The sequence below is a fragment of the Streptosporangium sp. CA-115845 genome, from assembly GCF_050943795.1.
GTDB lineage: Bacteria > Actinomycetota > Actinomycetes > Streptosporangiales > Streptosporangiaceae > Streptosporangium.
The window spans coordinates 3,340,745-3,363,905 of the sequence record NZ_CP191988.1 but is presented as its reverse complement, the minus strand read 5'-3'; the positions used below and the strand labels follow the sequence as shown (position 1 = coordinate 3,363,905).

Below are 23,161 nucleotides of genomic sequence, written 5' to 3'. Positions count from 1 at the left end.
TTTTCTCACACCGACCGGTCGGGACGTTACTGGCCGAAAGAAGCCCTGCTCGCCGGCGAGATCAGTCCTCCGAGAACCAGCCCGGCGAGCTGGTCGGCCACTTCGGAGACGGCCAGCAGGCCGTCAGGGCGGTACCATTTGTACGCCGAGGTCAGCATGCCAAGGACTCCGAAGCCAGCGATACGTGGCTGCAGGGCCGAGTTGAAAACCCCTTCTTCGATACCTTGTCGGATCACCGACTCGTACATCGCGTCGAGCTCGTCGCACTTTTTCTTTATCGCGGCGAAGCGTTCCTCGGCAAGGAAGCGACGCTCCTGAGTAAACACGGTGACATGGGCGCGGAACTGGTCGATGGCGACCAATGACTCAAGGATGAGCTGCCGCAACCGGTCGGCCGGGGCCTCGAACGACTCAAAAATGCGATGACAGTTCCGGAGCCGGTCGTCGATGTATTCCTCCTGAATCTGCTGGAGGATCTCCTCCTTACCCGAGAAGTGGTGATACAAGGCTCCCTTTGTCAGGTTGGCCTCCTTCACGATGTCCTCGACGGACGTCGCGTGGTAGCCGCCGACCTCGAACAACTTCAGTGCACTTGCCAGCAGTGCCCGCCGCGTCTCCGCGGGAGAATAGGTGCCCCGAGGGCCACCTCGTGATGCGGTACGCGCCATGCTTCTCGTCCCCCTTACTCAGAACGGTTTTTCGGTGGTTATCTGCCACACAGGGTAGGGCGTCCACCGTCACAGTGCGCGAGCTCGGGAGAGGAGCAACGAATCGGTTTTTCTCCGGGGATTCCCGTGGCACCCGCTTGAGCAGCTTTCCCGGGGGATTGCGGGGAGCCTGTCCACGAAAGCCACGGATTTCGGCGTTGTAGCCGATCAGATCGTCCTCCGCCGGCGTCGCGCCGACCTTCAACACGACGTACGCCTTCGGACCTCCTGCCGACGCGGATGCGGCACACCGATCACCGCCGTCTCGGACACGAGAGGATGAGTGGAGAAGCGCCGGAGATCTCCGGCCGGAGGCATGAGCATCCGGCCCGGTCGGGCGCGCTCAGCCGCAGCGGCTGAGCGCGCCTGGTACCACGGACCCGGCGGAGCCGGAACGGCGGGGGCCGGTCAGGAGTAGGCGGCGACCATGCCGACGACGACACCGGCGAGCGAGACCACGGTGAGCACGGAGCCGAAGGCGACCGCGGCACGCCTGCCATGCCGCGCCTTGGCGACGTAGAGGAGCACGTACGGCAGGAAGGCGAGCACTCCGACACCGAGGAACGGCATGGTCAGCGCGGCCAGGATGCCCGAGGTGCCGGTCGCGACGGCACGGTCGCCCTCGGGAGTGAGCTGCGCCCGCCTGACGTCACCGGCCGTGGAGTCGGGCGAGGCGTCGACCGGGATCGCGTCGCCACCGCCGTCGGACGCGAAGCTGCCCTTGCAGTCGTAGCGGCCCCTGCCCAACTCCTCGCACGAGACGACCGTGAGGGTGCCGGGGGTGCCGATGGAGCCGGTCGCGAGCTTGAGGCCGGAGACCGCGAACACGAAGGGCGACACTCCCAGGCCCACCCAGAGGAGGAGCAGGATCGCCATGCCGACCCGCCCCGGCGTGCGGCCGGGACCGGGGGTCGGCACCGGCTGGAAGGCGTTCGCGATGTCGTCGAATGCGTTGCTCATGCGAACAGGTTGGAGCATGCCACTTGCGAATTACCTGTTCGGGACTTGTAGAGGATGCTCATGATTCGCGCACTTTGTCCCGGTGAGCGATGGCCTCGGCGCGGCATCCGGGGCCGTGAACCCGCCCCCCGTTACGTGCGCGTGTGCGCCATCGCCCTCATGACTCGCGCCGGGCCGCCCTCTCCGCCGCCTCCTCGGCGTCGAGCTTGTCCGCCTCCTCGGGAGTCGGTGCGGTGCCGCCGAGGTGACGGGGCTGCCACCAGACGCCCTTCGGGATCTCCGGGTAGCCCCGCTGCGCCTGGTCGAGCATTTCGCTCATCCGCCCGCGCAGGTCGGCGGTGACCGCGTCGTAGTCGTCGCCGCGCTTGGGGTGCATGGGCTCGCCGACCACGATCGTGATCGGCACGTGCCGCTGCAACAGCTTCTTGGGGTGACCCTTGGTCCACAGCCGCTGGGTGCCCCACAGCGAGACCGGGATCATCGGCACCTTGGCACCGACGGCCATCCGGACCGCACCGTTCTTGATCTCCTTGATCATGAAGGACCGGCTGATCGTGGCCTCGGCGAACACGCCGACGACCTCTCCGTCCCTGAGCGCCTTCAGCGCCGCGCCGAACGCGGCGGCGCCCGCCGCGCGGTCGACCGGGATGTGGTGCATGCCGCGCATCAGCGGGCCGGAGATCCTGTGGTCGAAGACCTCCTTCTTCGCCATGAAACGCACCAGGCGCTTTGAGGGGCGCGCGGCCAGGCCGGCGAAGATGAAGTCGAGATAGCTGATGTGGTTGCTGACCAGCACGGCTCCGCCGGTCCGCGGGATACGCTCGGCTCCCTCGATACGGATCTTGAGGTCCAGCGCGCGGAACAGGGTCAACGCCGCCCCGATGACCGGGGGGTACACGATCTCAGCCATGGCTGAACCGTACCTCAGCCGCTCCCCCCTCCCACACCCGCGAAAGGCTCAGTGTCCCCGGAACGCCTCCTCCAGCCACCACGAGCCCCGCGCACGGCTGACGTGGGCGTGGATCAGCAGCGGCCGCTCCCTGGCTCCGTCCAGCCAGCGGGCCACCCCGGCGAGATCGGACCTGTCCCCCACCGTGACGGCCTCGCAGCCGAAGCCGCGGGCGATGGCGGCGATGTCCACGGGCGGGAAGGTCACCGTGTCCAGGGGGTGGCCGTCCGGGCCGAAGTGGTGCACCTCGGCGCCGTAGCCGTCGTCGTCGTACACGACGATCACCATCGGGAGACCGAGCCGCACGACGGTCTCCAGTTCGGCGACGCCCATCAGCGCGCCGCCGTCGCCCAGCGCGGCCACCGGGAGCCTGTCCGGCTGGGCCAGGGCGGCACCGATCGCGGTGGCCAGGCCGAGACCGACCGACTGGAACGCCTGCGTGAAGCAGAAACCCCGTTCGTCGGGAACGTCGAGGAACATCGATGGATATCCCATGAAATTTCCGGAGTCGATGGAGAGGACGCGTTCCGCGGGGAGGAGGTCGTCCAGTTCGATCGTCAGCGTCCTGGGGTCGATGCGGCCGTCACCGCTCTCGTCGGTGTAGGGCACGTCCCGCCAGCGGTTCTCCCCGGCGATCCTGGTGGCCAGTGCCGCCGAGCGGTAACCGGTTCTCGTGTCGTCGCCGAGCAGCCGGGTGACCTCCCGCGCGGTGCGGGCGACGTCACCCGTCACGCCGAGGTGGACCGGGCGGTGGGCGCCGAGCGCGGCGGCCTCCAGGTCGACCTGGACGACCGTGGTGTCGCGGCCGATCAGCGTGCCGTGGCGCATCGTCCACATGTTGAGCGCGCACCCCCAGCCCACGAGCACGTCGGCGTCGCGGATGAGCTCGGCGGTGAGCGGCGAGGCGAAACCACCGCTGACGTCCAGGTCCCACCGGCTGCCCCGGAAGAGTCCCCTGGCCACGGCGGAGGTGGCCAGCAGCGCTCCGGCCCGCTCGGCGAGCTCCTCAAGTTCGTGCCGCGCCTCGCGGGCACCACGCCCGGCCACGAAGACGGGGCTGCGTGCCGCCGCGAGGATCTCCGCCAGCCGGGCGGCCTCCCCGGCCTCCGGTACGCCCCTCGGACCGTTCCCGCCCGAGGCCCCCGCAACCGAGGCCCCCGCAACCGAGGCCCTCGGCACATCCGGGACGTGTCGCCCCTGAACCTCCAGCGGGAGGTTGAGCAGGACCGTGCGGCGGCCTTCGCGGGCGACCCGGAACGCCTCGGCGGTGTCGGCGGCGGCGGTCTCCGCCGAGGAGATCCGCAGCGGGACGGCGCCCACCGCCTCCGCCAGCGCGGCCTGGTCGACGAAGAAGTTGGAGCGGGGCTCCGTCGCCTCTCCCGCCAGCACGATGAGCGGGGTACGGCTCTTGGCGGCCTCGGCGATGCCGGTCATCGCGTTGGTGAGCCCCGGCCCCTGGTGGACACTGAGCACGCCGACCCTGCCGCTGAGACGCGCGTAGGCGTCGGCCATGGTCGCCGCGCCGCCCTCGTGGCGCGCGGCGACGTAACGCGCGCCGTGCGCGACCAGGGCGTTGGTCACGTGGAAGTTGCCGCTGCCCACCACCCCGAAGGCGGTGTCCACACCGAGCGCGGCCAAGGTCCGGCCCACCACCTCCGCGACGTTCATCTCTCCACCAGTGCCAGCACCCGCAGCGGGCTGCCGGAGCCTCCCACGATGGGCAGCGGCGACGCGACGACCACCGCGCCGGTCACCGGGAGCCGGTCGAGGTTGCGCAGCTGGGTCAGCCCGTACTTCCCCGCGCCCAGCAGGAAGGAGTGGCACGGGAAGGCCGGGTCGAAGCCGTGCGCGGCGCCGGCGTCCGTGCCCACGGTCTCCACGCCCAGCCCGGCGATCGAGGTCTCCTCGGCCAGCCAGCGGGCGCACTCGACCGAGACTCCGGGCGTGTGCGGGCCCGTCTCGTTCGCGTTCAGAAAGCGCTCCTGGTCGTGGGAGCGGGCGTCCCAGCCTGTGCGGTAGAGCAGCCATCCGCCCTCGGGCAACGGCCCGTTGGCCTCCTCCCACGCCTTGACGTGCGCGATCTCCAGCAGGAAGTCCGCGTCTCCGGCCGCCTCCGCGGCGAAGTCGAGGACCACTGCCGGGGCGATCAGCCGGTCGACCGGAACCTGCGAGACGTCCTCGCCGTCCTTTCCGGTGACCCAGTGCACGGGGGCGTCGAAATGCGTGCCGGTGTGCTCTCCCGTCACGATGTCGTTCCAGTACCAGGCGGGGCCGCGGTCGTCGTAGCGGCTGATCTCCTTGAGCGTGAACGGGACGGTGTTGCCGAACGGCTCCGGCAGCCGCAGGATCGGCGTCTCCGACGACAGCGGCGCCGTCAGGTCGATCACCTCGATCCCGCCGTTCCGGATGCTCTCCACCAGGTCTCGCAACACCGACATGACGCCTCCAACACGGGATGAGATCTGGGCAGATCCTCCTACAGCGCCGCCGCCCGCCGCCACCTCCCCGGCGCGTGACTCGCCGCGGCCTGCCACGGAACGCCCTCCGGGAGAGCACGGCCGGTCGCACGGCGTATCGGGGCCCCGTGCGAGGTCCCGATACGCCGTGTGACCGGGCTCCGCGTGAGAGGCCGGGTCCGTACCGGCGATCAGCGCGTGGCCAGCAGGCCCTCCAGGAGGCCGATGACCGCCTGGATCGGCGGGGGCGTGGTCCCGAACTCCACGTCGGTCCCGCTGACGGAGTCCATCACGGTGACCGAGTTGGGCGGCAGGCCCCAGCGCTCGCCGCCGTCGTGACCGACACCGACCTCGATGCCGGCGAAGGTGACGTACTCCCAGTTCTTGAGGTCCCTCCTGAGTGCCTCGTGGCCCTGCACGGTCGCCCACTTGGCGACGGCCGCGAGAATGTCACCGAGGGTGTTCTCGCGCTCCTTCAGATCGCCGGACTGGAGTTCCTCGATCAGACGGTCCAGTTCGGCACGCTGGGCGAGAAGTGCCTTGATATCGCTCATGAGGGGCCTTTCGAAGAAGATGAGGGTACGCGGATGACAGCGCCGAACTCGATCGGGCCCGCTCGGGCACCCCCGCCGCGATCCGCGCCCTGCCGGAGGCTCCACCGATCGCCGGAGAGAACATTGCTGTCATGCGTCACATAATGGTGCCGCACCCACCCGTTCGCCGTCGATCCATCAATATGGGCTTTTAACAGTCCAAAAACACCAAGACGGAGCCATTTTCGGAAAACACGTCAGGGGACGGCGTCGTAGGCGTCGGCGGTGAGGCCGAGATACTCCTCGCGGCTCAGCGTCCGGGCCTCGAAACCGAGACCGTGCCGCGTGGCGAAGCGGTGCGCGTCCTCCGGCGGCCAAGGTCCGGGCAGGTGACGGAGGACCCGGCCGCTACCACCCATCACGAAGAGTCCGGCCAGGTCCCCATGGCGGTAGGTCATCAGGCCGGCCACGCATCCCGCGTCCGGCCCGATCGCGATGTCGTCGGGCACCATCCGCGAACCGAGCCGGACGCGCAGCGTGCTCTTGCGCCAGATGGAGAGATACGGTCCGCCGGGTGGGCCGAGCGCGCTGCCGCGCCGGATCCGCCGGCCGTGCCACATCTGACGCGCGGGCTTCAGGACGACGAGCAGCGGAGCGAAGAAGACCGCCAGCCACTTGGCGTCCAGGATGTCCAGCAGCGCCCTGCCCAGCGCGGACAGCCCCCGCCACGCGAACCAGCCGCTTACCGCGACGACGTAGGCCATCGCCAACAGGCCCGCCACCCCGGCACAGACCGTGGCGACCGTCCTCGCCCTGGACGCCCTGGAGAGCGCCTGCCCGGTGAGACGCGTCCAGCCGGGAGCTCGCCTGCCCAGGGTGGCGCGCACCGCCCTGGGGGGTGCGATCAGTGCGTCGCGCACGGGCAGCCCCCTCCCCGCCGCGAAGATGGCCACGTCCGGTGGCATCCAGTCGCCGGGCAGGTCGGCGAGCACCAGCCCGTCGGCGTCGAGCACGGCGAGGCCGGTGAGGAAACGCGTCTCCTCCTTACCCGAGTTCTTGCCCGAGACGAGGACGACGCGCTCGTACCGGTAGTGGTACAGGGCGGCGGGCGCGAACCGCATCGAACGCCCGGAGATCGAATCCGTCGCGACCAGCGTCCGGTCGTCCCAGGTGAGGCTGGTCGCCGGAGCGGGCGTGCCCTCCAGCGCCCCGCCATACGGCAGAAGCTCGGTCGGCGCCCCTTCGGCGAGGTTGGCGGGGAGCCCTTCGTACGCCGTGGTGTACCACTGCCGCGCCCGGTTCCCGAACGCGGCACGCGCCTCCTGCTCCGTGGCGTACCGCCGATACTCGGCGGCCAGCCCGGCAGCGGCGGCGAACTCCTGCACCCGGTGGCGGGACCTGAACCCCGGGGAGTCGAGCATGACCCTCCCGTCCCTGTCCAGAACCGCGAGACCGTAGACGATCATGTCCCCGGAGGGGCGGCCGTACAGGACGAGCCTCGTCGCGCGCTCCTTACCGCTGAGCGGCAGCCGCACACGGTGCCGGCCGGAAACATCGACGACCAGAGACCCGTGGTCGATCGATAACTCGCACCCTCCCCCGGTAAGTGACCGTGTCGTGTCGATCGTTACCCTCCCCTACCCGCTCGGCGAGCCCCCCTTTCCGTAAAGGACGCATAAAGAAGACATAAAGTTCCAGAAGCTCACCATGGCCCCGTAGATGCCGCGACGGTTGTCGGGGGCGTACTCAAAAGGGCCATGACCTGGGCGGAACTCGCCTCTCCGCCGAGGCAGAAGCCCTACAGGAAACGGAGGAGCACCAGGCCGGCGGGTGCCGCCGCTCCAATGGAGTCGTATCCCGGGAGGAGCCCGATGGCCAGTGAGACGGCGCCCATCATCGTCAGCGAGACGACCATGGCCTTCTTCCTGCCGGCCCGGTCGACTATCCGGGTGAAGGCCGCGGAGGGTTTGGGGCCGACGGCGAAGTCGTGCAACCCCTGCAGGGTAGAACGCTCCGACTCGGCCTAGCTACGGTATTCGTGCGGGTAGGCAGGGACGCCCGGCCGTCCGGACCGCCATGCGAGAAGAGCGTCGGGCATGCGCCCCGGCTCCTACTTGTAGCGGAAGTAGACGAAGAGACGGCCGTGGTTCTTGGCGTCCTTGTCGATGCGGTGGTAGAGGGCCTTGATCTCCTTCTGCTCCAGGAAGCGCAGCACCTTCTTCTTGAGCTGGCCCGAGCCCTTGCCGGGGATGATCTCGACCTCGGTGGCCTTCTTCCTGATGGCCTCGTCGATGATGCCCCGCAGTGCCTTGTCGATCTCCCCACCCCGGTTGTAGATGGGGTGTAGATCAAGCTTGAGCTTCAACCGGGCCTCCCGCGTGTCATCTGGGGTCAGTCTACGCACGCCGGACCGTCGTGCCCTTCCGCCGGCCACAAGCGCCTCGGGGATGGAGGGCGGCCGAGCCGCGGCTCCGTGTTAACCAGAACACCCGGTGCAGTCTGCAATGAAATTTGACCAATTCCAATGATGATTGTGTCAATTTCACGATCTAGGCAAATAAATGGTCTCTAGTTAGGCTGCCAGTCATGATCGTCCGCCTTTACCGGTGGCCGATCGCGTGTCACCCGACGGGGAGGGTCACGGCCTTCCCCGGCATGCCCTGCCCCGGGCGCACGGACGGCCCCCTCCCTGCCACGTGAGCTGCTCATGCGTGTCGAAAGGGAGGTCTCGTTGACCAGGAAGCCCTACTTACCGAGGATCAGACGCGCGGCGGTACTCGCCGCCGGCCTCGGGCTCGTCGCGGCGATGGCGCCGCCCGCGAGTGCGGATCCCACCCCCACCCCCGCGCCGTCCGCCAAGTGGACGGCGACCCCCCTGACCGGGGGTGAGCCGATCCAGGGCGCGAAGTCCCCCACCGGAAAGCTCGCCCGCAGTGACGAGGGGCTACTGAAGTCGACCTCGGGCGCCACGGTCAACGTGATGGTCAAGCTCGACTACGACTCCTTCGCCGCCTATCAGGGCGGCCTCGAAGGGCTTCCCGCGACGAGCCCGGCCAAGACCGGGAAGGCTCTTGACATAAAGAGCGGCGACGCGAAGAAATACCAGAAACACATCGAGGACGTCGAGAACGCCTTCCTCGCCGAACTGGCCAGAAGCGTGCCGGGCGCCACGGCGGGCCAGAAGCTGCGGACCGTCTACGGCGGCATCGCGCTGCGCATCCCCGCCAACAAGGCGGCCGCGGTGCTGAAGCTGCCCGGGGTGGCCGCCGTCCAGGAGGACAAGCCCGAGCAGCTGCTGACCGACTCCAGCCCCGAGTTCATCGGGGCGCCCGCGATCTACAACCAGCTGGGCGGCAGCTCCTCCTCCGGCAAGGGCGTCGTCGTCGGCATCCTCGACTCCGGTGTCTGGCCCGAGCACCCCCAGTTCGCCGACCCGGGTACGCTGCCCGCCGTACCGGCGACCAAGGACGGCACGCCGCGCGTCTGCAACTTCGGCGACAACCCGCTGACCCCGGCGGCCGACCCGTTCGTCTGCAACCGGAAGCTCATCGGCGGCGCCCCGTTCCTCGACACCTACAACGCGATCTACCCCGGCGAGTACTTCCCGACCAGCGCCCGCGACTCCAACGGCCACGGCACCCACACCGCGACCACCTCGGCCGGCGGCCCGGTGGCCGACGCCAACCCGCTCGGCATCAGCCGCGGCCCGATCCACGGCATCGCCCCCGCGGCGCACGTCTCCGTCTACAAGGTCTGCGGCGTCGAGGGCTGCTTCCCCTCCGACTCCGCCCAGGCGGTCGGCCGGGCCATCCTCGACGGCGTCCGCGTGATCAACTTCTCGATCTCGGGTGGTACCTCCCCCTACAGCGACCCGGTGGAGCTGGCCTTCCTCGACGCCTACGCGGCCGGCGTGCTCGTCTCGGCCTCGGCGGGCAACGCGGGTCCCGGCGCGGCGACGGTCAACCACGTCGCCCCGTGGGTGACCACGGTGGCGGCCTCCACGCAGCCCAGGACCTTCCAGTCGACGATCACGCTGTCCGGTTCCGGCGGCGCGGCGGCCACGCTGACGGGTGCCTCCATCACGGGGGGCGTGCCCTCCGCGCTGCCGGTGGTGCGGGCCTCGGCGCCGCCGTACTCCAACGCCCTGTGCACCACGCCCGCACCCCCGGGCCTGTTCGTCGGGAAGATCGTCGCCTGTGAGCGCGGTCCCAACCGGGTCCTGAAGAGCTTCAACGTCAGGCAGGGCGGCGCGGCCGGCATGGTCCTGTACAACTCCAGCCCGCTCGACGTGATGACCGACAACCACTGGCTCCCCACGGTTCACATCGACAAGCCCGACACGGACGCGCTGCTGACGTTCCTGTCGGCCAACCCCGGCGCGACCGCCTCGTTCACCCAGGGCACCAAGGCCACCTGGCAGAGCGACAGGATCACCACGTTCTCCTCGCGCGGCCCCGGCGGCGACTTCCTCAAGCCTGACGTCACCGCCCCCGGCCTGCACATCGTGGCCGGACAGACGCCGGTGCTGGAGGATCCGGCCGGTGGCCCGCCGAACAACCTGTACCAGGTCATCGCGGGCACGTCGATGTCGTCGCCGCACGTCGCGGGCTCCGCGGCCCTGGTGTTCGCGCTGCACCCGGACTGGACCCCCGGCCAGGTGAAGTCCGCACTGGAGACGACGGCCAAGACCTCGGTCACCAAGCAGGACGGCGTCACCCCGGCCGACCCGTTCGACACCGGCGGCGGGCGCATCGACCTGACCAAGGCCGGTGACCCCGGCCTGACCCTGGACGAGACGGGCGCGAACTTCCTGGCCGCGGCCGACGATCCGCTGAACCGCATCGACCTGAACCTGCCGTCGGTGAACGCCCCGATCATGCCGGGTCTCATCACCGCCAAGCGGACGGTCACCAACGTCACGGACAAGACGCTCACCTTCGCCGCCACCGGCACGACCGTGGCCGGCGCCAACATCTCGGTGCTACCGCCGCTGTTCACCGTGAAGGCGGGCAAGACCGCCAAGTTCAGCGTGGTGATCACCGCACCCGACCTGCCCGAGGGGCAGTACTTCGGCCAGGTGAACCTCAAGCAGGTGGGCGGCTCGCGCAACCTGCACCTGCCGGTCGCGTTCGTCCGCAAGCAGGGCGCCGTCCCGGTGGAGCAGACCTGCGCCCCGGCCACCATCCCGCGTGACACCGGCGAGTCCACCTGCACCGTCACCGTGCGGAACGACACGCTCCAGGACGCCGAGGTCACCGCGGTCAGCACGCTGGACAGCAAGCTGCGGCTGAACTCGGTGACCGGCGCCACCAAGGTCGGTTCCCAGATCGCGACGGCGAAGACCACCCTCGCGGCCAGGCAGCCGGACAGGCCGGGCATCGCCCCGGGCTTCGGGCCGGCCCCGTACCTGCCGCTTGACGCCTTCGGCATCGCACCGACACCGATCGGCGACGAGCAGGCGATCAACTTCACCGTCCCCGCGTTCCAGTACGCGGGCAAGACCTACACCAGGATCGGCATCGTCTCCAACGGCTACACGGTCGCCGGAGGCAGCTCGGGGTCGACGGACATCTCGTTCGAACCGCAGACCCTGCCCGACCCCTCGACCCCGAACAACGTGCTCGCCCCCTACTGGACCGACCTGGACGGCACCGGCGCGCCGGGCGTCTACGCCGGGACGCTGACCGACGGCGTCAGCGACTGGCTCGTCATCGAGTGGCGGGTCAACCTCTACGGCACGACCGACACCAAGGTGTTCCAGCAGTGGATCGGGCTGAACGGGACCGAGGACATCACCTACACCTACGACCCGGGCAACCTGCCCGGCGACCCCCCGGCGGGCTACGGCCTGACCGTGGGAGCGGAGAACGGTGACGGCACCGCGGGCGGCCAGATCACCGGCCCGCCGACCGAGGACCTCCGGGTGACCAGCACGCCCGGCGCCCCGGGTGGCAGCCTGAACTACACGATGAAGATCAAGGGTGTCAGCGCCGGGACCGGGAAGGTGACGACGGGAACGTCGACACCGCAGGTCAAGGGCGTGACCATCGAGGTGGACAAGATAGTCGTCCAGTAGCGGGAGGGGATATCGGACCGATGGGCCCGGCGCGTCGCGCCGGGCCCATCGGGTCTTCACCGGGAACTTCAGGGAACGGGCGCTCAGCGGTGGAGGTAGTCGACCAGGTAGGCCTTCTCCGTCTCCAGTGCCTCGATGGAGCTCTTGACCACGTCGCCGATGCTCACGATCCCGGCCAGCCGGCCGGCGTCCACGACCGGCACGTGCCGGATGCGGTGCGTGGTCATGGTCTGGCGGAGGTCGTCGGCGTCGGTGTCCGGGAGGCAGGTGCGGACCTCGGTCGTCATGATGGACGACACCGGGTCGGTCAGCACGCGCGCGCCCCGGTCGTGCAGCCGCCGTACCACGTCACGCTCGGAGACGATGCCCGCGATGGAGGAGCCGTCCTCGGACACCACCACGGCGCCGACGTTCTTCTCGGCCAGGATGGCCAGCAGTTCGGTGACCGTCGCATCCGGGCGTACGGTCACCACCTCTGTTCCCTTGCCGTGCAGAATCGTACCGATCAGCATTGACACCACCTCGGTTCAGCCGGGCGCGGGTATCCCTTTTCTCTGCCCAATCGGGCCTCACGCTAAGCCACCAAGATGGCAAAACGTGTGACTGTCACGTAACGGGCAGCAGCCGGACCGCGTCGAGGGCCAGGGTGAGCTCGACGATGTCGAGCGGGCGCGCCAGGGAACGGCCGGTGAGCTGCTCGATGCGGCGGATGCGGTTGAAGACCGTGTTGCGGTGGCAGTACAGCTGCCCCGCGGCGCGCATGGCCGAGCCCTCGCAGCGCAGCCACGCCTGCAGGGTGCCGAGGAGCACGTCCCTGTCCGCCTGGTCGAGGGCGAGGATGGGCCGCAGCACAGCTCCGCTGAGGTGGCCCGCGAGCTCGGGCTGGCTGACCACCAGGGCGGCGGGAAGCCTGTCCTCCAGTCTGGCGATCTCCGGACCGTCGCCCACGCATGTCCGCAGGGCGAGCTCGGCGAGCCGCCTGGCTCGGCCCAGCTCGGCCAGTCCCTCGACGATCGGGCTGATCCCGGCGCAGCCGGTGACGTGCGGGCGCAGTTCCTCGGCCAGGTGCTCCATGTCCGCGTCGTGCAGCAACACCACCGACACCTCGTAGTCGGGGCGCATCCGCCACAGCAACCGCATCACGCCCAGGGCGGTCGGCCGTGGGGCGTCGTCCCCGTGGTCGTGGCGGCCCGGCAACCTGGTGATGACGACGGCGTACCGGCCCAGCTCGGGCAGGTCCAGCGCGGCGGCGGCACTGCGGACCAGGGCTGCGTCCGCCCGGTCCTCCAGGAGCGCGTCGAGCAGGGCCTGGACCCTCTCGGCTGTGCGGCCGAACATCTCGGCCTCCCGTCTTCGGTAGGCCTCGGCGGCGGCGATCGCCTGCCTGTCGATGGCGTGCCACACCTTCGTGGCGCTGCGGATCAGGACCGGCAGGCTGTCGGACTCCTCCTCGGTGACCACGTCGATGAGGCCGTCCCACATCACCTGTGCGGAGAGCCGGTAGCTGCGCAGCAGGGAGTCCATGGGCAGGCCCTGCTCCGCCCTGCGCCGGGCGGTCTTCTCGGCCTGTGGCAGGTCGCGCCGCTCGGGGCGGGGCAGCAGGATGGCGCCGATGCCGTCCCGCATCGCCTCGTAGACGCTCTGCCAGTGGTCGTCGGTGGGCACCATCCTGCGATACGCCTCGTCGGTGTCGCGGATCCTCGCGACGAGCTCGTCGGTGAGCTCGGGAAGTCTCAGCAGCAGCCGGCGGGCGGCCAGGCGCATGATCCTGCGTACTTCGTCGTCCGTAACCGGCCGGGTCCCCATCTGGGAATCGTGTCAGCAAGTCAGGCAGCGGAACAAGGTTCTGTTCTGTTTCGTGATCCGGGGTTGTACTCGCGCACAACCGCGCCCCGTCCACCATGGGCGCCCGCCCCGACTTCACCTGGCCCTCTGGACGCCGGTGAACCACCTCGGTTGGGTGCGTTCATCGGCTGTACAGGAGGAACACATGGACGTGCACGACCCTCGCCCGCCCGGAGACTCCGGGCTGGTCGTCAGGGATCTGGCGGTGAGTTACGGCCCGGTCCTGGCCCTGCGGGGTGTCTCGCTGGACGTACCGCGCGGCTCGGTCGTCGCGGTGCTCGGCGGCAACGGCGCGGGGAAGTCCACTCTGCTGCGCGCCATATCGGGCACCCTAAGGTTCCACCGGGGCGGGATCACCGCGGGCGAGGTCACCTTCGGCGGGGCGCGGCTCTCCGGCGCCGCCACCTCGGCCGTCGTGGCCGGCGGCGTCGTCCAGGTACCCGAGGGCCGCCGGGTCTTCGCGCGGATGACCGTGGCGGAGAACCTGCGGGCCGGTGCGCTCGGCGCGCCCGACCGGCGGTCGGCGGCCGAGGCGAGAGAGAAGGTGCTCACGCTCTTCCCCGTGCTCGCCGAGCGCGCCGGGCAGCGCGCGGGACTGCTGTCCGGGGGCGAGCAGCAGATGCTCGCCATCGGCCGCGCGCTGATGGCCAGACCGAGGATGCTCCTGCTCGACGAGCCCACCCTCGGCCTCGCGCCGATGATGGCCGCCCGGATCGCCGACACCGTTCGCGAGATCAACGCCGAGGGGACCACGGTGCTCCTGGTGGAGCAGAACGCCGCCATGGCCCTGTCCCTGGCCTCGCACGCCTACGTGCTGGAGGTCGGAGAGGTGGTCCTGTCGGGACCGGCCGCCGAACTCGCCGCGAGCGACGAGGTGCGCCGCCGCTACCTGGGCATCGAGGACGCCCCCGAGGACGCGCCCGCGGCCGACGCCCGTCCCGTGCTGGCGAGGTGGTCCACGTGAGTGGTGCGGACACCTCCGTTCCCCGGCTCGACGTGCGCGAGGTGACGGTGCGCTTCGCCGGGCTCACCGCGCTGGACGCGGTCGGCTTCACCGTCGAGCCCGGCAGTGTGCACGCTGTGATCGGGCCCAACGGGGCGGGCAAGTCGACCTGCTTCAACGTCCTGTCGGGCGTCTACCGGGCCACCTCGGGCAGCGTGCGGTTCGGCGACGCGGAGCTGACCGCCCTGGCCCCGCACCGCATCGCCGCCCTGGGCGTGGCGCGCACCTTCCAGAACATCGCCCTGTCACCGATGCTGTCGGTGCGGGACAACCTGATGCTCGGCCGGCACCGGCTGACCCGCGCCGGGTTCCTCTCCGCCGGGCTGCGGCTGCCGTCGGCCCGGCGTGAGGCCGCCGCGCACGGCGGGCGGGTGACCGAGATCGCCGCGTTCGTCGGGCTCTCCGAGCACCTGGCCACGCCCGTCGGACTCCTGTCGTACGGCGTGCAGAAGCGCGTGGAGCTGGCACGGGCACTGTGCATGGAGCCGCGGCTGCTGCTGCTGGACGAGCCGGTCGCCGGCATGAACGGCGGCGAGCGCCGCGACATGGCCGAACTGATCATCGCGGTACGGGAGAGCCTCGGCATCTCGATCCTGCTGGTCGAGCACGACATGGGGATGGTCATGCGGCTCGCCGACACGGTGACGGTCCTGGACTTCGGCAGGCGCATCGCGGACGGCCCGCCCGGCGAGGTGCAGAACGATCCCGAGGTCGTCCGCGCCTACCTGGGCGCGGCGGCCGAGAGCACGACCGCTAGCGGGACCGAGGAGGTCACCTCATGATCACCTTTCTCGAACTCCTGGTGAACGGCATCTCCGTCGGAGCGGTGTACGCGCTGATCGCCCTGGGCTTCGTGATCATCTTCAAGGCGACCGAGGTGGTGAACTTCGCCCACGCCTCGCTGCTGCTGATCGGCGGATTCGTGGTCGCGAGGCTGCACCCGCTGACCGGCTTCTGGACCGCGCTGCTGCTGGGCATCGCCGGCGCGGCGATCGTCGGCGCCCTGATCGAATTCCTGATCATCCGCAGGGCGAACGTCATCTCGCACAGCGTCCTCGCGATCGTGACGATCGGTGTCGACATCGTGCTGACCACCGAGCTCACCAGGCAGATCGGCACCGACGTGCTCGCCCTGGGCGACCCGTGGCGCGACCGGGTGCTGCACCTGGGAGGCGTCAGCATCGCCGAGACCCGGCTCGTCGCGCTGGCCGTCGCCGCGGTCCTGATCGCCGCGTTCCTGCTGGCGTTCAAGTACACGAACTGGGGCATCGCCATGCGCGCCACCGCGGAGGACACCGAGACCGCCGCGCTGATGGGCGTGCGGCGCGGGCGGGTCTCGATGGGGGCCTGGGCGGTCGCCGGGGCACTCGCCGCCGTCGCCGCGCTCTTCCTGTGCGTCTTCCCCACGCCGGGCCTGGATCGCAGCACCACCTTCGCGGCGATGAAGGCGTTCCCCGCGGCGATCCTCGGCGGCCTCGACTCCACCACCGGGGCACTGGCCGGCGGGCTGATCATCGGTGTCACCGAGGCGATGATGAGCGGCTACCAGAACGACCTGGTCTTCCTCGGCCGGGGTATCGGCGACGTCGCGCCGTTCCTCGTGATGATCGTGGTCCTGCTCATCCGCCCCGCGGGGCTGTTCGGGACGAGGGAGCTGGCACGTGTCTAAGAAGGTCGTCATCCTCTGCTGTGTCGTGTCGGCCGCGGTGGCGGTCGCCGTACCGTTCTACCTGGAGGGCTTCTGGCTGCAGGCCGGACTCTTCGCGATGTCGGCGGCGATCGGGGCGATCGGCCTCAACCTGCTGACCGGCGCCACCGGCCAGCTCTCCATGGGCCACGCGTTCTTCCTCGCGGTCGGCGCGTACGCCTACGTCTACTTCGCCGCGGAACCGGAGGGCGGCGCGCACGCCCTCGGCGGCCTCGGCCTGCCCACGCCGGTCGCGGCACTGCTCGCGGTGCTCATCGCGGGTGTCGCGGGCGGGGTGTTCAGCCCCATCGCGGGACGCCTGAAGGGCGCGTACCTCGGCATCGCCACCCTCGCGCTGATCTTCATCGGCCAGCACGTGCTGTTCAACGCCGAACCCGTGACGGGCGGCTACAACGGGCGGGCGGTGCCGCCGATGGAACTGTTCGGATTCGTGTTCGCCGACTCCCCCGAACTGGTGGTCGCCCAGGTGCCGTTCGGGTCGCTGGAGCGCCTGTGGTTCCTCGGGCTGGCCGTGCTGACCTGCGCGGCGCTGTTCGCCCGCGGGGTGCTACGCGGCCGGCCGGGACGGGCCATGAACACCATCCGCGACCACGAGATCGCGGCCGGGGTGATGGGCGTGCCGGTGGCCCGCTACCGCGCCGGGGTGTTCGTGCTGTCGTCGATGTACGGAGGGCTGGCCGGGGTCCTGATCGCGCTGGTCTTCCAGCGCACCGTACCCGACTACTTCGGCCTGCTGCTCTCCCTCGACTACCTGGCGATGATCATCATCGGCGGCCTCGGCTCCGTCGCGGGCGCGGTGATCGGCGCGTTCTTCATCTCCCTGCTCCCCCAGCTGCTCAGCCGCTACAGCGACGCCCTGCCGCTGGTGGCCGAGCCCGGTTCAGGCGGGGTCTCACCCGCCGAGGCGTCCCGCATCCTGTACGGCGCCGCCGTCGTCGTCATCGTCCTCTTCCTGCCCGGCGGGCTGCTCGGCCTCGCCAGGCGCCTGCGCCTCGCCGTGACCCGGCGGCCCGCCCCGATCCCCGCAGCGAGCAAGACCCCGCTCTCCCCCACCCCTGACCCAAGGAACTGAACATGGGAATGCCAAGAACCCCGGTCCGACGAATCGCGGTACTCGCCCTCCTGGCCCTGGCCGTCACCGCGTGCGCCAGCGAGAAGGCCACCGGGGGCAGCGGAGGCGCCGCCGCCCCCTCCGCCGTCGGGGGGGACGGCGTGAAGACCGGCCCCGGCGTCGCCGCCGACAAGATCACCATCGGCCTGATGACCGACCTCACCGGCCCGTACGCCTCCTTCGGCAAGAGCCTGACCCAGTCCCAGCAGCTCTACTTCGAGCAGACGAACGCGGCGGGGGGCGTGTGCGGGCGGCAGCTGGAGGCCCTGGTCCGCGACCACGGCTACGACGCGCAGAAGGCGGTCGCGGCCTACACCGAGATCTCACCGAAGGTGGTGGCGCTCGCCCACGTCGTCGGCTCGCCCATGGTGAACGCGCTCAAGCAGCGCATCGAGGCCGACGAGATGCTCACCCTTCCGCAGGCGTGGGCGACCGGGCTGCTCGGCAGCAAGCCCATCCAGGTCACCGGGACGACCTACGACATCGACATGATCAATGGAGTGGACTTCCTGACCAGGGAGAAGGGCATCAAGGCCGGGGACAAGATCGGTCATCTGTACTTCGAGGGCGACTATGGCGAGAGCGCGCTGAACGGCTCCACGTACGCGTCCGAGAAGCTCGGCCTCACGCTCGTGGAGCAGAAGATCAAGGCCACCGACCAGGACATGAGCGCCCAGGTCGCCGCGTTCAAGGCGGAGGGCGTCAAGGCCGTCCTGGTCTCCGTCGGTCCCCGGCAGACCGCCTCACTCGTCGGCGTCTCGCTCGCCAAGGGCATGGACGTGCCGTTCGTCGGCAGTAACTCGGCCTACTCCCCGCAACTGCTGCCCACCCCGGCCGGGCCCGCGCTGCTGAAGGACTTCTACTACATGACCGCCGGTACCCCGATCAGCGCCGACCAGCCCGCCATGAAGAAGCTGGCCACCGACTACGCGGCGAAGTATCCGGACACGGCCATCGACAGCGGCGTCGCCGCCGGCTACTCGGCGGCGGCGATCGTCGTCGACGCGCTCAAGAAGGCCTGCGAGAACAAGGACCTGACCCGGGGCGGCGTGGTCGCCTCGCACCGCAGCCAGTCGGCCTGGGGTGAGGAGTTCGGTGCCGTCATGGACTTCACCGTGTTCGACAAGCCTGCCTCGCTGCTGTCGTACGTCGCCAAGCCCGACAAGGACGCCCTGGGCGGTGCGGTGATCTTCAAGGAGGCCGCCACCTCCGACCTGGCCAAGACCTACCAGGTCCCGGTGGGCTGACCCGTGGTTCGCGGCGGCACCCCGCACCCCCGGCAACGAAGGTGCGGGGCCCCGTCGCTCCGGGCTAGCGTGGGGGGAACCACAGACCTACGCATCCGGGGACACGATGACCCAGAAGCTCAACACCGGCAGCCACGACCTGCCGGTCTCCGACGCCCTCGCCGAGTTCATGAACACCGGCTGGGCCGACACCCACCGCGACGACCTGGCCGCGCTGCCGCAGGTCGCCTACACCGCCAAGCGGCGCGCCGCCCTCGCCGCACGCTTTCCCGGCGAGCGGCTGGTCGTCCCGTCCGGCACGCTCAAGGCACGTAGCAACGACAGCGACTACCGGTTCCGGGCGCACAGCGCGTTCGCCTACCTCACCGGTGACCAGGAACCCGGCGACGTACTGGTCGTCGAGCCCTCCGGGGAGGCCGTCCTGTTCCTGCGTCCCCGCTCCTCGCGGTCGACGCCGGGGCAGGCCGGGCAGGAGTTCTACCGCGACCGCCGCTACGGCGAGTTCTGGGTCGGCCGCCGCCCCGACCTGGCCGAGGCGGAGGCGCTGTACCAGATCACCTGCGTGCCGATCGACAGACTCGACGACGTGCTCGGCGGGCCCGCGCGGGTGCTGCGCGGGGTGGACGCGTCGGTGGACGGGCGAGTCGCGCCCGGCGACGGGGACGAGAAGCTGGAGGCGTTCCTGTCCGAGATGCGGCTGATCAAGGACGACTGGGAGATCGCGGAGCTGCAGTTCGCGGTGGACGCGACCACCCGCGGGTTCGAGGACGTGGTGCGGGCCCTGCCCGCCGCCCTGGGGCACCGGCGCGGTGAGCGCTACCTGGAGGGGGTCTTCGGCCTCCGCTCCCGACTGGAGGGCAACGCGGTCGGCTACGACAGCATCGTGGCCTCCGGCGCCAACGCGTGCGTGCTGCACTGGATCCGCAACGACGGGCGGCTGAACGCGAGCGAGCTGCTCCTCCTCGACGCGGGCGTGGAGACCGACCACCTCTACACCGCCGACATCACCAGGACCCTGCCGCTCTCCGGGCGCTTCGACCCCGTCCAGCGCCAGGTCTACGAACTGGTGTACGAGGCCCAGGAGGCGGCGATCGCCGTCCTGCGACCCGGTGCGAGTTTCCGCGACTTCCACGGTGCGGCCATGCGGGTCATCGCGGAGGGACTGCGCGACTGGGGCGTGCTGAAGATCAGCGCGGACGAGGCGATGGAGCCGGACAGCGGCCTGTACCGCCGCTACACGTTGTGCAGCAGCGGCCACATGCTCGGCATGGACGTGCACGACTGCGCCGGCGCCCGCGCGGAGACCTATCTGGACGGTGTGCTGGCGGAGGGTCAGGTGCTGACCGTCGAACCCGGCCTCTACCTGCAGCCTGACGACCTGACGCTGCCACCGGAGTTGCGCGGCATCGGGGTGCGCATCGAGGACGACCTCGTCATCACGGCCGACGGCGCCCGCCTCATGTCAGGCGGCCTGCCCCGCCACCCGGACGAGATCGAGAAGTGGATGCAGTATTGATTGCGACGCTAACGCGTCGCGGTTCGGCCGCTCTTATCCGGCTCCTTCCCTCGTCGAGGGTGGTCGTTCGTTCCTCACGACCACCCTCTCCTCAGTCCAGTCGCCGGCGCGGCCTCACGGGGCCCGTAGGTAAACGACCTCATAGGGCTCGTAGGTGAGCAGCCTCACGGGGCTCATGGGTGGGTGGCCTTGTGGGGGGCTGACAAGTTGAAAGGTGGGGGTCATACCTTTTCATCAAATTACTTGAGAAGCATCGACTTACTGGAATACCCGTCAGTAGCGTGGCTGGTCCATGGTCGGAGTCGCTAGTTCCGAGGTGGTCATGGCTCAACGGACGGCGGGTTGATGGCGGTCGGCGGGCGGACGAGGGTCACCGGTTACCTGGTCCGCCGGACGACCGGCGTGCTGGACCGGGTCGGCGACATGTCAGTGATCGCCCTTGAGGGCTTCCGCCGCACCTGGGACGTCAGGACCTGGTTCTGGGAGTTCGTCCAGCAGTGCTGGTTCCTGGCCCGCGTCACGAGCCTGCCCGTGCTGCTGGTCTCGCTCCCGCTGGGCGCGACCGTCGCCCTGCAGGTGGGCCAGCTGGCCTGGCAGCTGGGCGCCTCCTCCGCCACCGGCGGCGCGGTGGTCGTCGGCCTGGTCCGCGAGGTCGCCCCGATGGCCTCCGCCCTGCTGATCGCCGGAGCCGGGGGCTCGGCCATGACCTCCGACATCGGCGCCCGCAACATCCGCGACGAGCTGGCCGCCATGGAGGTGATGGCGGTCAACCCGATCCACCGCCTGGTCACCCCCCGGCTCTGGGCGGCGAGCACGGTGGCGGTGCTGCTGGTACCGCTGGTCATCGTGGCCGGGGCGGGCGGCGGCTACTTCTTCAACGTCATCGTCCAGGGTGTCACGCCCGGCGCGTACTTCGACGGCGCGGTCTCGCTGCTGGTCACCAGCGACCTGCTGGTGACGCTGCTCAAAGCCTGGATCTTCGGCTTCATCGCGGCCATCATGTCGTGCTACTTCGGCATGACCTGCCAGACCAGCCCGGTCGGCGTGGGCCGCGCGGTGAACCAGTCGACGGTCGTCACGTTCATGCTGGTCTTCGCGGTCAACTACGTGATCACCATGATCTACTTTCTCGCCTATCCGCCGAGGGCCATGTGATGGCCGCCGTACCGGAGGTACGCACCGCGGGGGTCCGCGCGTACGGGCTGATCCGCGACGGCGCGGACCGGCTGGCCTCGCTGTCGGACTGGCCGTTCTTCCTGTGGAAGGTCGTCTTCTACTCGGTCAGGGACATCGTTCTGCGGCTGAAGTTCTCCAAGGTCGTGCTGCGCCAGGTCAGCGACGTGGTGGTGGGCGTCGGTGCGACGGTCATCGGCGGCGGCATGGTCTTCGTGGTGTTCACCATGGCCTTCGCGGTCGGTGCCACCGTCGGCCTCCAGGGCTACCAGGGCCTGCAGTCGATCGGAGCCGAGTCCTTCATCGGGCTGGTGGGCAGCTTCGCCAACGTGCGGGAGATCACCCCGATCATCGCGGCGGTCGCGCTCGCGGCCCAGGTCGGCTCGTCCTTCACCGCCGAGCTCGGCGCCATGCGGATCTCCGAGGAGATCGACGCGCTGGAGGTGATGGCCATCAACGCGTTCACCTATCTCATCTGCACCCGCGTGGTGGCCGCGCTGATCGCGCTGATCCCGGTCTACCTGATCGCGCTGTTCGCCAGCTTCTTCGCCACCCGGCTGATGTGCACCGTCCTGTTCGGCATGTCGCCGGGCGTCTACGACTACTACTTCTACCTCGGCCTGCCGGTGATCGACATCTTCTACAGCGTGATCAAGGTGATCGTCTTCGCGTTCGCCGTGGTCAGCATCCACTGCTACCACGGGTTCAACGCCACCGGCGGCCCGGTCGGCGTGGGCATCGCGGCCGGGCGGGCGATCCGGCAGTCGATCGTCACGGTCATCCTCCTCAACCTGCTGCTGTCCTACCTGTTCTGGGGTGGCGGCGGCAGCCTGAAGCTGACGGGGTGAGCCGGATGGCGACCAGGGGCGAGGTGGCGCTGCCGATCAGGCTGGCGATCTCGATCGTCGTGCTGCTGGTCCTGGCCGTGTCCGTCGCCGCGGTGGTGCGGGGTGCGTCCGAGGTGAGCGGCACCCGGCTGACCGCGGTGTTCACCCGTTCGGGCCAGAGCCTGGACCCCAACTCCCCCGTCAAGATCCGCGGCATCACGGTGGGCGGGGTAAGTTCGGTCACCCTGGACCGGCAGGGCCGGGCCGTGGTCGCCATATACGTGGACCCCGGAGTCAGGGTGCCCCAGAGCGTCACCGCCACGATCGAGCCGAGCTCGGTCTTCGGCCCCAAGTTCGTCAACCTCGTCCCCGGCTCCGGCGAGACCTCCGGCCCCTACCTGCTCAGCGGCGCGGTCATCACCAGGACCGAGGCCCCCTCCGACCTGTCGGACTCCCTCACCGACGCGTACGAGGGGCTGAAGGCGATCGACCCGCAGGACGTCACGACCGTCGTGCACACCCTGGGCCGGGGCCTGGACGGCAAGGGCCCGCAGCTGCGGGCGATCATCGGCGACGCCGGAAGGGTCATCGAGGTGGCCCACCGGCACCGCGCCGACTTCCAGCGGTTCATCGGCGACGCCGGGGACCTCGGCGCGGCCCTGGCCGACAAGGGCGACGAGCTGGTGGCCATCTCCGCGGACGCCAATGTGATCACTCCCGACCTGCTGAAGCGGGCCGACAAGGTACGCGCCCTGCTCAAGGAGCTCGACGACGTCTCCCACCTGACCGCGCACGGCCTGCGCGAGCACCGCCGCGACCTCAAAGCCGCGGTCAACTCCGGGGAACGCGTCGCCTCCCTGCTGTACGCGCAGCTCGGCATCGCCGGAGACGGGGTGCGGGGGCTCAACCAACTGCTCACCGTACTCAACGACCTGGCCTCGGGGCAGGGTCCGAACGGCACCGCCCAGCTCAAGATGGAGACCTTCATCTCGACGGACGTGTGCGAGCTCTTCGTCGGCGCGTGCGGCTCCACGAAGGGCGGGTGAGCGC

The 23,161-nt window shown here is 69.9% G+C and carries 21 protein-coding genes; 10 read left to right on the top strand and 11 right to left on the bottom strand.

Translation table 11 applies throughout. The features are described 5' to 3' along the window. Nucleotides 1–26: 26 nt before the first annotated feature. The 9 genes from ACQP0P_RS17425 to ACQP0P_RS17385 form a co-directional block, all read right to left on the bottom strand. Entirely contained in the window at nt 27–668 is a 642-nt protein-coding gene (locus ACQP0P_RS17425; RefSeq protein ID WP_433377721.1) for a TetR family transcriptional regulator, read from the bottom strand. A gap of 447 nt (nt 669–1,115) precedes the next feature. Then, nucleotides 1,116–1,667 carry a hypothetical protein gene (locus ACQP0P_RS17420; protein WP_433377718.1) on the bottom strand — a complete coding sequence of 184 codons (552 nt, stop codon included), beginning with the start codon at nt 1,665–1,667 and terminating at the stop codon, nt 1,116–1,118. Between the two features lie 157 nt (nt 1,668–1,824). Next, nucleotides 1,825–2,577 (bottom strand): lysophospholipid acyltransferase family protein, encoded by a 753-nt coding sequence (locus ACQP0P_RS17415; RefSeq protein WP_433377715.1) that lies wholly within the window; start codon nt 2,575–2,577, stop codon nt 1,825–1,827. Between the two features lie 48 nt (nt 2,578–2,625). Further along, nucleotides 2,626–4,284: a thiamine pyrophosphate-binding protein gene (locus ACQP0P_RS17410; protein ID WP_433377712.1), complete on the bottom strand. Its 1,659-nt coding sequence runs from the start codon at nt 4,282–4,284 to the stop codon at nt 2,626–2,628. Continuing rightward, entirely contained in the window at nt 4,281–5,054 is a 774-nt protein-coding gene (locus ACQP0P_RS17405) for a cyclase family protein (RefSeq protein WP_433377709.1), read from the bottom strand. The genes ACQP0P_RS17410 and ACQP0P_RS17405 overlap by 4 nt, the downstream gene beginning before the upstream one ends. Before the next feature lie 209 nt (nt 5,055–5,263). Beyond that, on the bottom strand, nt 5,264–5,626 hold the full coding sequence (locus ACQP0P_RS17400; RefSeq protein WP_433377706.1) for a hypothetical protein: 363 nt from the start codon (nt 5,624–5,626) through the stop codon (nt 5,264–5,266). 236 nt (nt 5,627–5,862) lie between these two features. Beyond that, nucleotides 5,863–7,140 (bottom strand): hypothetical protein, encoded by a 1,278-nt coding sequence (locus tag ACQP0P_RS17395; protein ID WP_433377703.1) that lies wholly within the window; start codon nt 7,138–7,140, stop codon nt 5,863–5,865. 263 nt (nt 7,141–7,403) lie between these two features. Then, entirely contained in the window at nt 7,404–7,598 is a 195-nt protein-coding gene (locus tag ACQP0P_RS17390; protein WP_433377700.1) for a hypothetical protein, read from the bottom strand. A gap of 117 nt (nt 7,599–7,715) precedes the next feature. Next, on the bottom strand, nt 7,716–7,970 hold the full coding sequence (locus tag ACQP0P_RS17385; RefSeq protein ID WP_030919034.1) for a Smr/MutS family protein: 255 nt from the start codon (nt 7,968–7,970) through the stop codon (nt 7,716–7,718). A 366-nt stretch (nt 7,971–8,336) separates the two neighbouring features. Here ACQP0P_RS17385 and ACQP0P_RS17380 point away from each other — a divergent pair, with 366 nt between their 5' ends. After that, nucleotides 8,337–11,681 (top strand): S8 family serine peptidase, encoded by a 3,345-nt coding sequence (locus ACQP0P_RS17380; protein ID WP_433377696.1) that lies wholly within the window; start codon nt 8,337–8,339, stop codon nt 11,679–11,681. Between the two features lie 83 nt (nt 11,682–11,764). Here ACQP0P_RS17380 and ACQP0P_RS17375 read toward each other — a convergent pair whose 3' ends face one another. Together ACQP0P_RS17375 and ACQP0P_RS17370 are read right to left on the bottom strand one after the other, a co-directional pair. Next, nucleotides 11,765–12,193, bottom strand: coding sequence for a CBS domain-containing protein (locus tag ACQP0P_RS17375; protein ID WP_433377693.1), 429 nt, complete (start codon nt 12,191–12,193; stop codon nt 11,765–11,767). A gap of 94 nt (nt 12,194–12,287) precedes the next feature. Further along, nucleotides 12,288–13,487, bottom strand: coding sequence for a PucR family transcriptional regulator (locus tag ACQP0P_RS17370; RefSeq protein WP_433377690.1), 1,200 nt, complete (start codon nt 13,485–13,487; stop codon nt 12,288–12,290). 184 nt (nt 13,488–13,671) lie between these two features. Here ACQP0P_RS17370 and ACQP0P_RS17365 point away from each other — a divergent pair, with 184 nt between their 5' ends. The 9 genes from ACQP0P_RS17365 (at nt 13,672) to ACQP0P_RS17325 (ending at nt 23,157) form a co-directional block, all read left to right on the top strand. Then, nucleotides 13,672–14,490 (top strand): ABC transporter ATP-binding protein, encoded by an 819-nt coding sequence (locus ACQP0P_RS17365; RefSeq protein WP_433377686.1) that lies wholly within the window; start codon nt 13,672–13,674, stop codon nt 14,488–14,490. Continuing rightward, nucleotides 14,487–15,311, top strand: coding sequence for an ABC transporter ATP-binding protein (locus tag ACQP0P_RS17360; protein WP_433377683.1), 825 nt, complete (start codon nt 14,487–14,489; stop codon nt 15,309–15,311). The genes ACQP0P_RS17365 and ACQP0P_RS17360 overlap by 4 nt, the downstream gene beginning before the upstream one ends. Then, a complete protein-coding gene (locus ACQP0P_RS17355; RefSeq protein WP_433377680.1) occupies nt 15,308–16,198 on the top strand; it encodes a branched-chain amino acid ABC transporter permease in 891 nt (296 codons plus the stop codon). The genes ACQP0P_RS17360 and ACQP0P_RS17355 overlap by 4 nt, the downstream gene beginning before the upstream one ends. Beyond that, nucleotides 16,191–17,309, top strand: coding sequence for a branched-chain amino acid ABC transporter permease (locus ACQP0P_RS17350; RefSeq protein WP_433377677.1), 1,119 nt, complete (start codon nt 16,191–16,193; stop codon nt 17,307–17,309). Before ACQP0P_RS17355 ends, ACQP0P_RS17350 begins: the two co-directional genes overlap by 8 nt. Before the next feature lie 2 nt (nt 17,310–17,311). Then, nucleotides 17,312–18,595 (top strand): ABC transporter substrate-binding protein, encoded by a 1,284-nt coding sequence (locus ACQP0P_RS17345; protein WP_433377674.1) that lies wholly within the window; start codon nt 17,312–17,314, stop codon nt 18,593–18,595. Between the two features lie 106 nt (nt 18,596–18,701). Then, nucleotides 18,702–20,111 carry an aminopeptidase P family protein gene (locus ACQP0P_RS17340; protein WP_433377671.1) on the top strand — a complete coding sequence of 470 codons (1,410 nt, stop codon included), beginning with the start codon at nt 18,702–18,704 and terminating at the stop codon, nt 20,109–20,111. Nucleotides 20,112–20,456: 345 nt separating this feature from the next. Continuing rightward, complete coding sequence (locus tag ACQP0P_RS17335) at nt 20,457–21,266, top strand: MlaE family ABC transporter permease (RefSeq protein ID WP_433377668.1); 810 nt, start codon at nt 20,457–20,459, stop codon at nt 21,264–21,266. Then, a complete protein-coding gene (locus ACQP0P_RS17330) occupies nt 21,266–22,132 on the top strand; it encodes an ABC transporter permease (RefSeq protein ID WP_433377665.1) in 867 nt (288 codons plus the stop codon). Before ACQP0P_RS17335 ends, ACQP0P_RS17330 begins: the two co-directional genes overlap by 1 nt. Before the next feature lie 5 nt (nt 22,133–22,137). Further along, complete coding sequence (locus ACQP0P_RS17325; RefSeq protein ID WP_433377662.1) at nt 22,138–23,157, top strand: MCE family protein; 1,020 nt, start codon at nt 22,138–22,140, stop codon at nt 23,155–23,157. Nucleotides 23,158–23,161: the final 4 nt, after the last annotated feature.

Excerpts from the sequence above, each read along its gene's own strand:
- ACQP0P_RS17325 (WP_433377662.1), top strand. The coding sequence starts at position 22,138 with ATGGCGACCAGGGGCGAGGTGGCGCTGCCGATCAGGCTGGCGATCTCG.
- ACQP0P_RS17345 (WP_433377674.1), top strand. The coding sequence starts at position 17,312 with ATGGGAATGCCAAGAACCCCGGTCCGACGAATCGCGGTACTCGCCCTC.
- ACQP0P_RS17355 (WP_433377680.1), top strand. The coding sequence starts at position 15,308 with ATGATCACCTTTCTCGAACTCCTGGTGAACGGCATCTCCGTCGGAGCG.
- ACQP0P_RS17340 (WP_433377671.1), top strand. The coding sequence starts at position 18,702 with ATGACCCAGAAGCTCAACACCGGCAGCCACGACCTGCCGGTCTCCGAC.
- ACQP0P_RS17420 (WP_433377718.1), bottom strand. The coding sequence starts at position 1,667 with ATGAGCAACGCATTCGACGACATCGCGAACGCCTTCCAGCCGGTGCCG.
- ACQP0P_RS17410 (WP_433377712.1), bottom strand. The coding sequence starts at position 4,284 with ATGAACGTCGCGGAGGTGGTGGGCCGGACCTTGGCCGCGCTCGGTGTG.
- ACQP0P_RS17415 (WP_433377715.1), bottom strand. The coding sequence starts at position 2,577 with ATGGCTGAGATCGTGTACCCCCCGGTCATCGGGGCGGCGTTGACCCTG.
- ACQP0P_RS17365 (WP_433377686.1), top strand. The coding sequence starts at position 13,672 with ATGGACGTGCACGACCCTCGCCCGCCCGGAGACTCCGGGCTGGTCGTC.
- ACQP0P_RS17425 (WP_433377721.1), bottom strand. The coding sequence starts at position 668 with ATGGCGCGTACCGCATCACGAGGTGGCCCTCGGGGCACCTATTCTCCC.
- ACQP0P_RS17370 (WP_433377690.1), bottom strand. The coding sequence starts at position 13,487 with ATGGGGACCCGGCCGGTTACGGACGACGAAGTACGCAGGATCATGCGC.
- ACQP0P_RS17375 (WP_433377693.1), bottom strand. The coding sequence starts at position 12,193 with ATGCTGATCGGTACGATTCTGCACGGCAAGGGAACAGAGGTGGTGACC.
- ACQP0P_RS17330 (WP_433377665.1), top strand. The coding sequence starts at position 21,266 with ATGGCCGCCGTACCGGAGGTACGCACCGCGGGGGTCCGCGCGTACGGG.
- ACQP0P_RS17335 (WP_433377668.1), top strand. The coding sequence starts at position 20,457 with ATGGCGGTCGGCGGGCGGACGAGGGTCACCGGTTACCTGGTCCGCCGG.
- ACQP0P_RS17400 (WP_433377706.1), bottom strand. The coding sequence starts at position 5,626 with ATGAGCGATATCAAGGCACTTCTCGCCCAGCGTGCCGAACTGGACCGT.
- ACQP0P_RS17405 (WP_433377709.1), bottom strand. The coding sequence starts at position 5,054 with ATGTCGGTGTTGCGAGACCTGGTGGAGAGCATCCGGAACGGCGGGATC.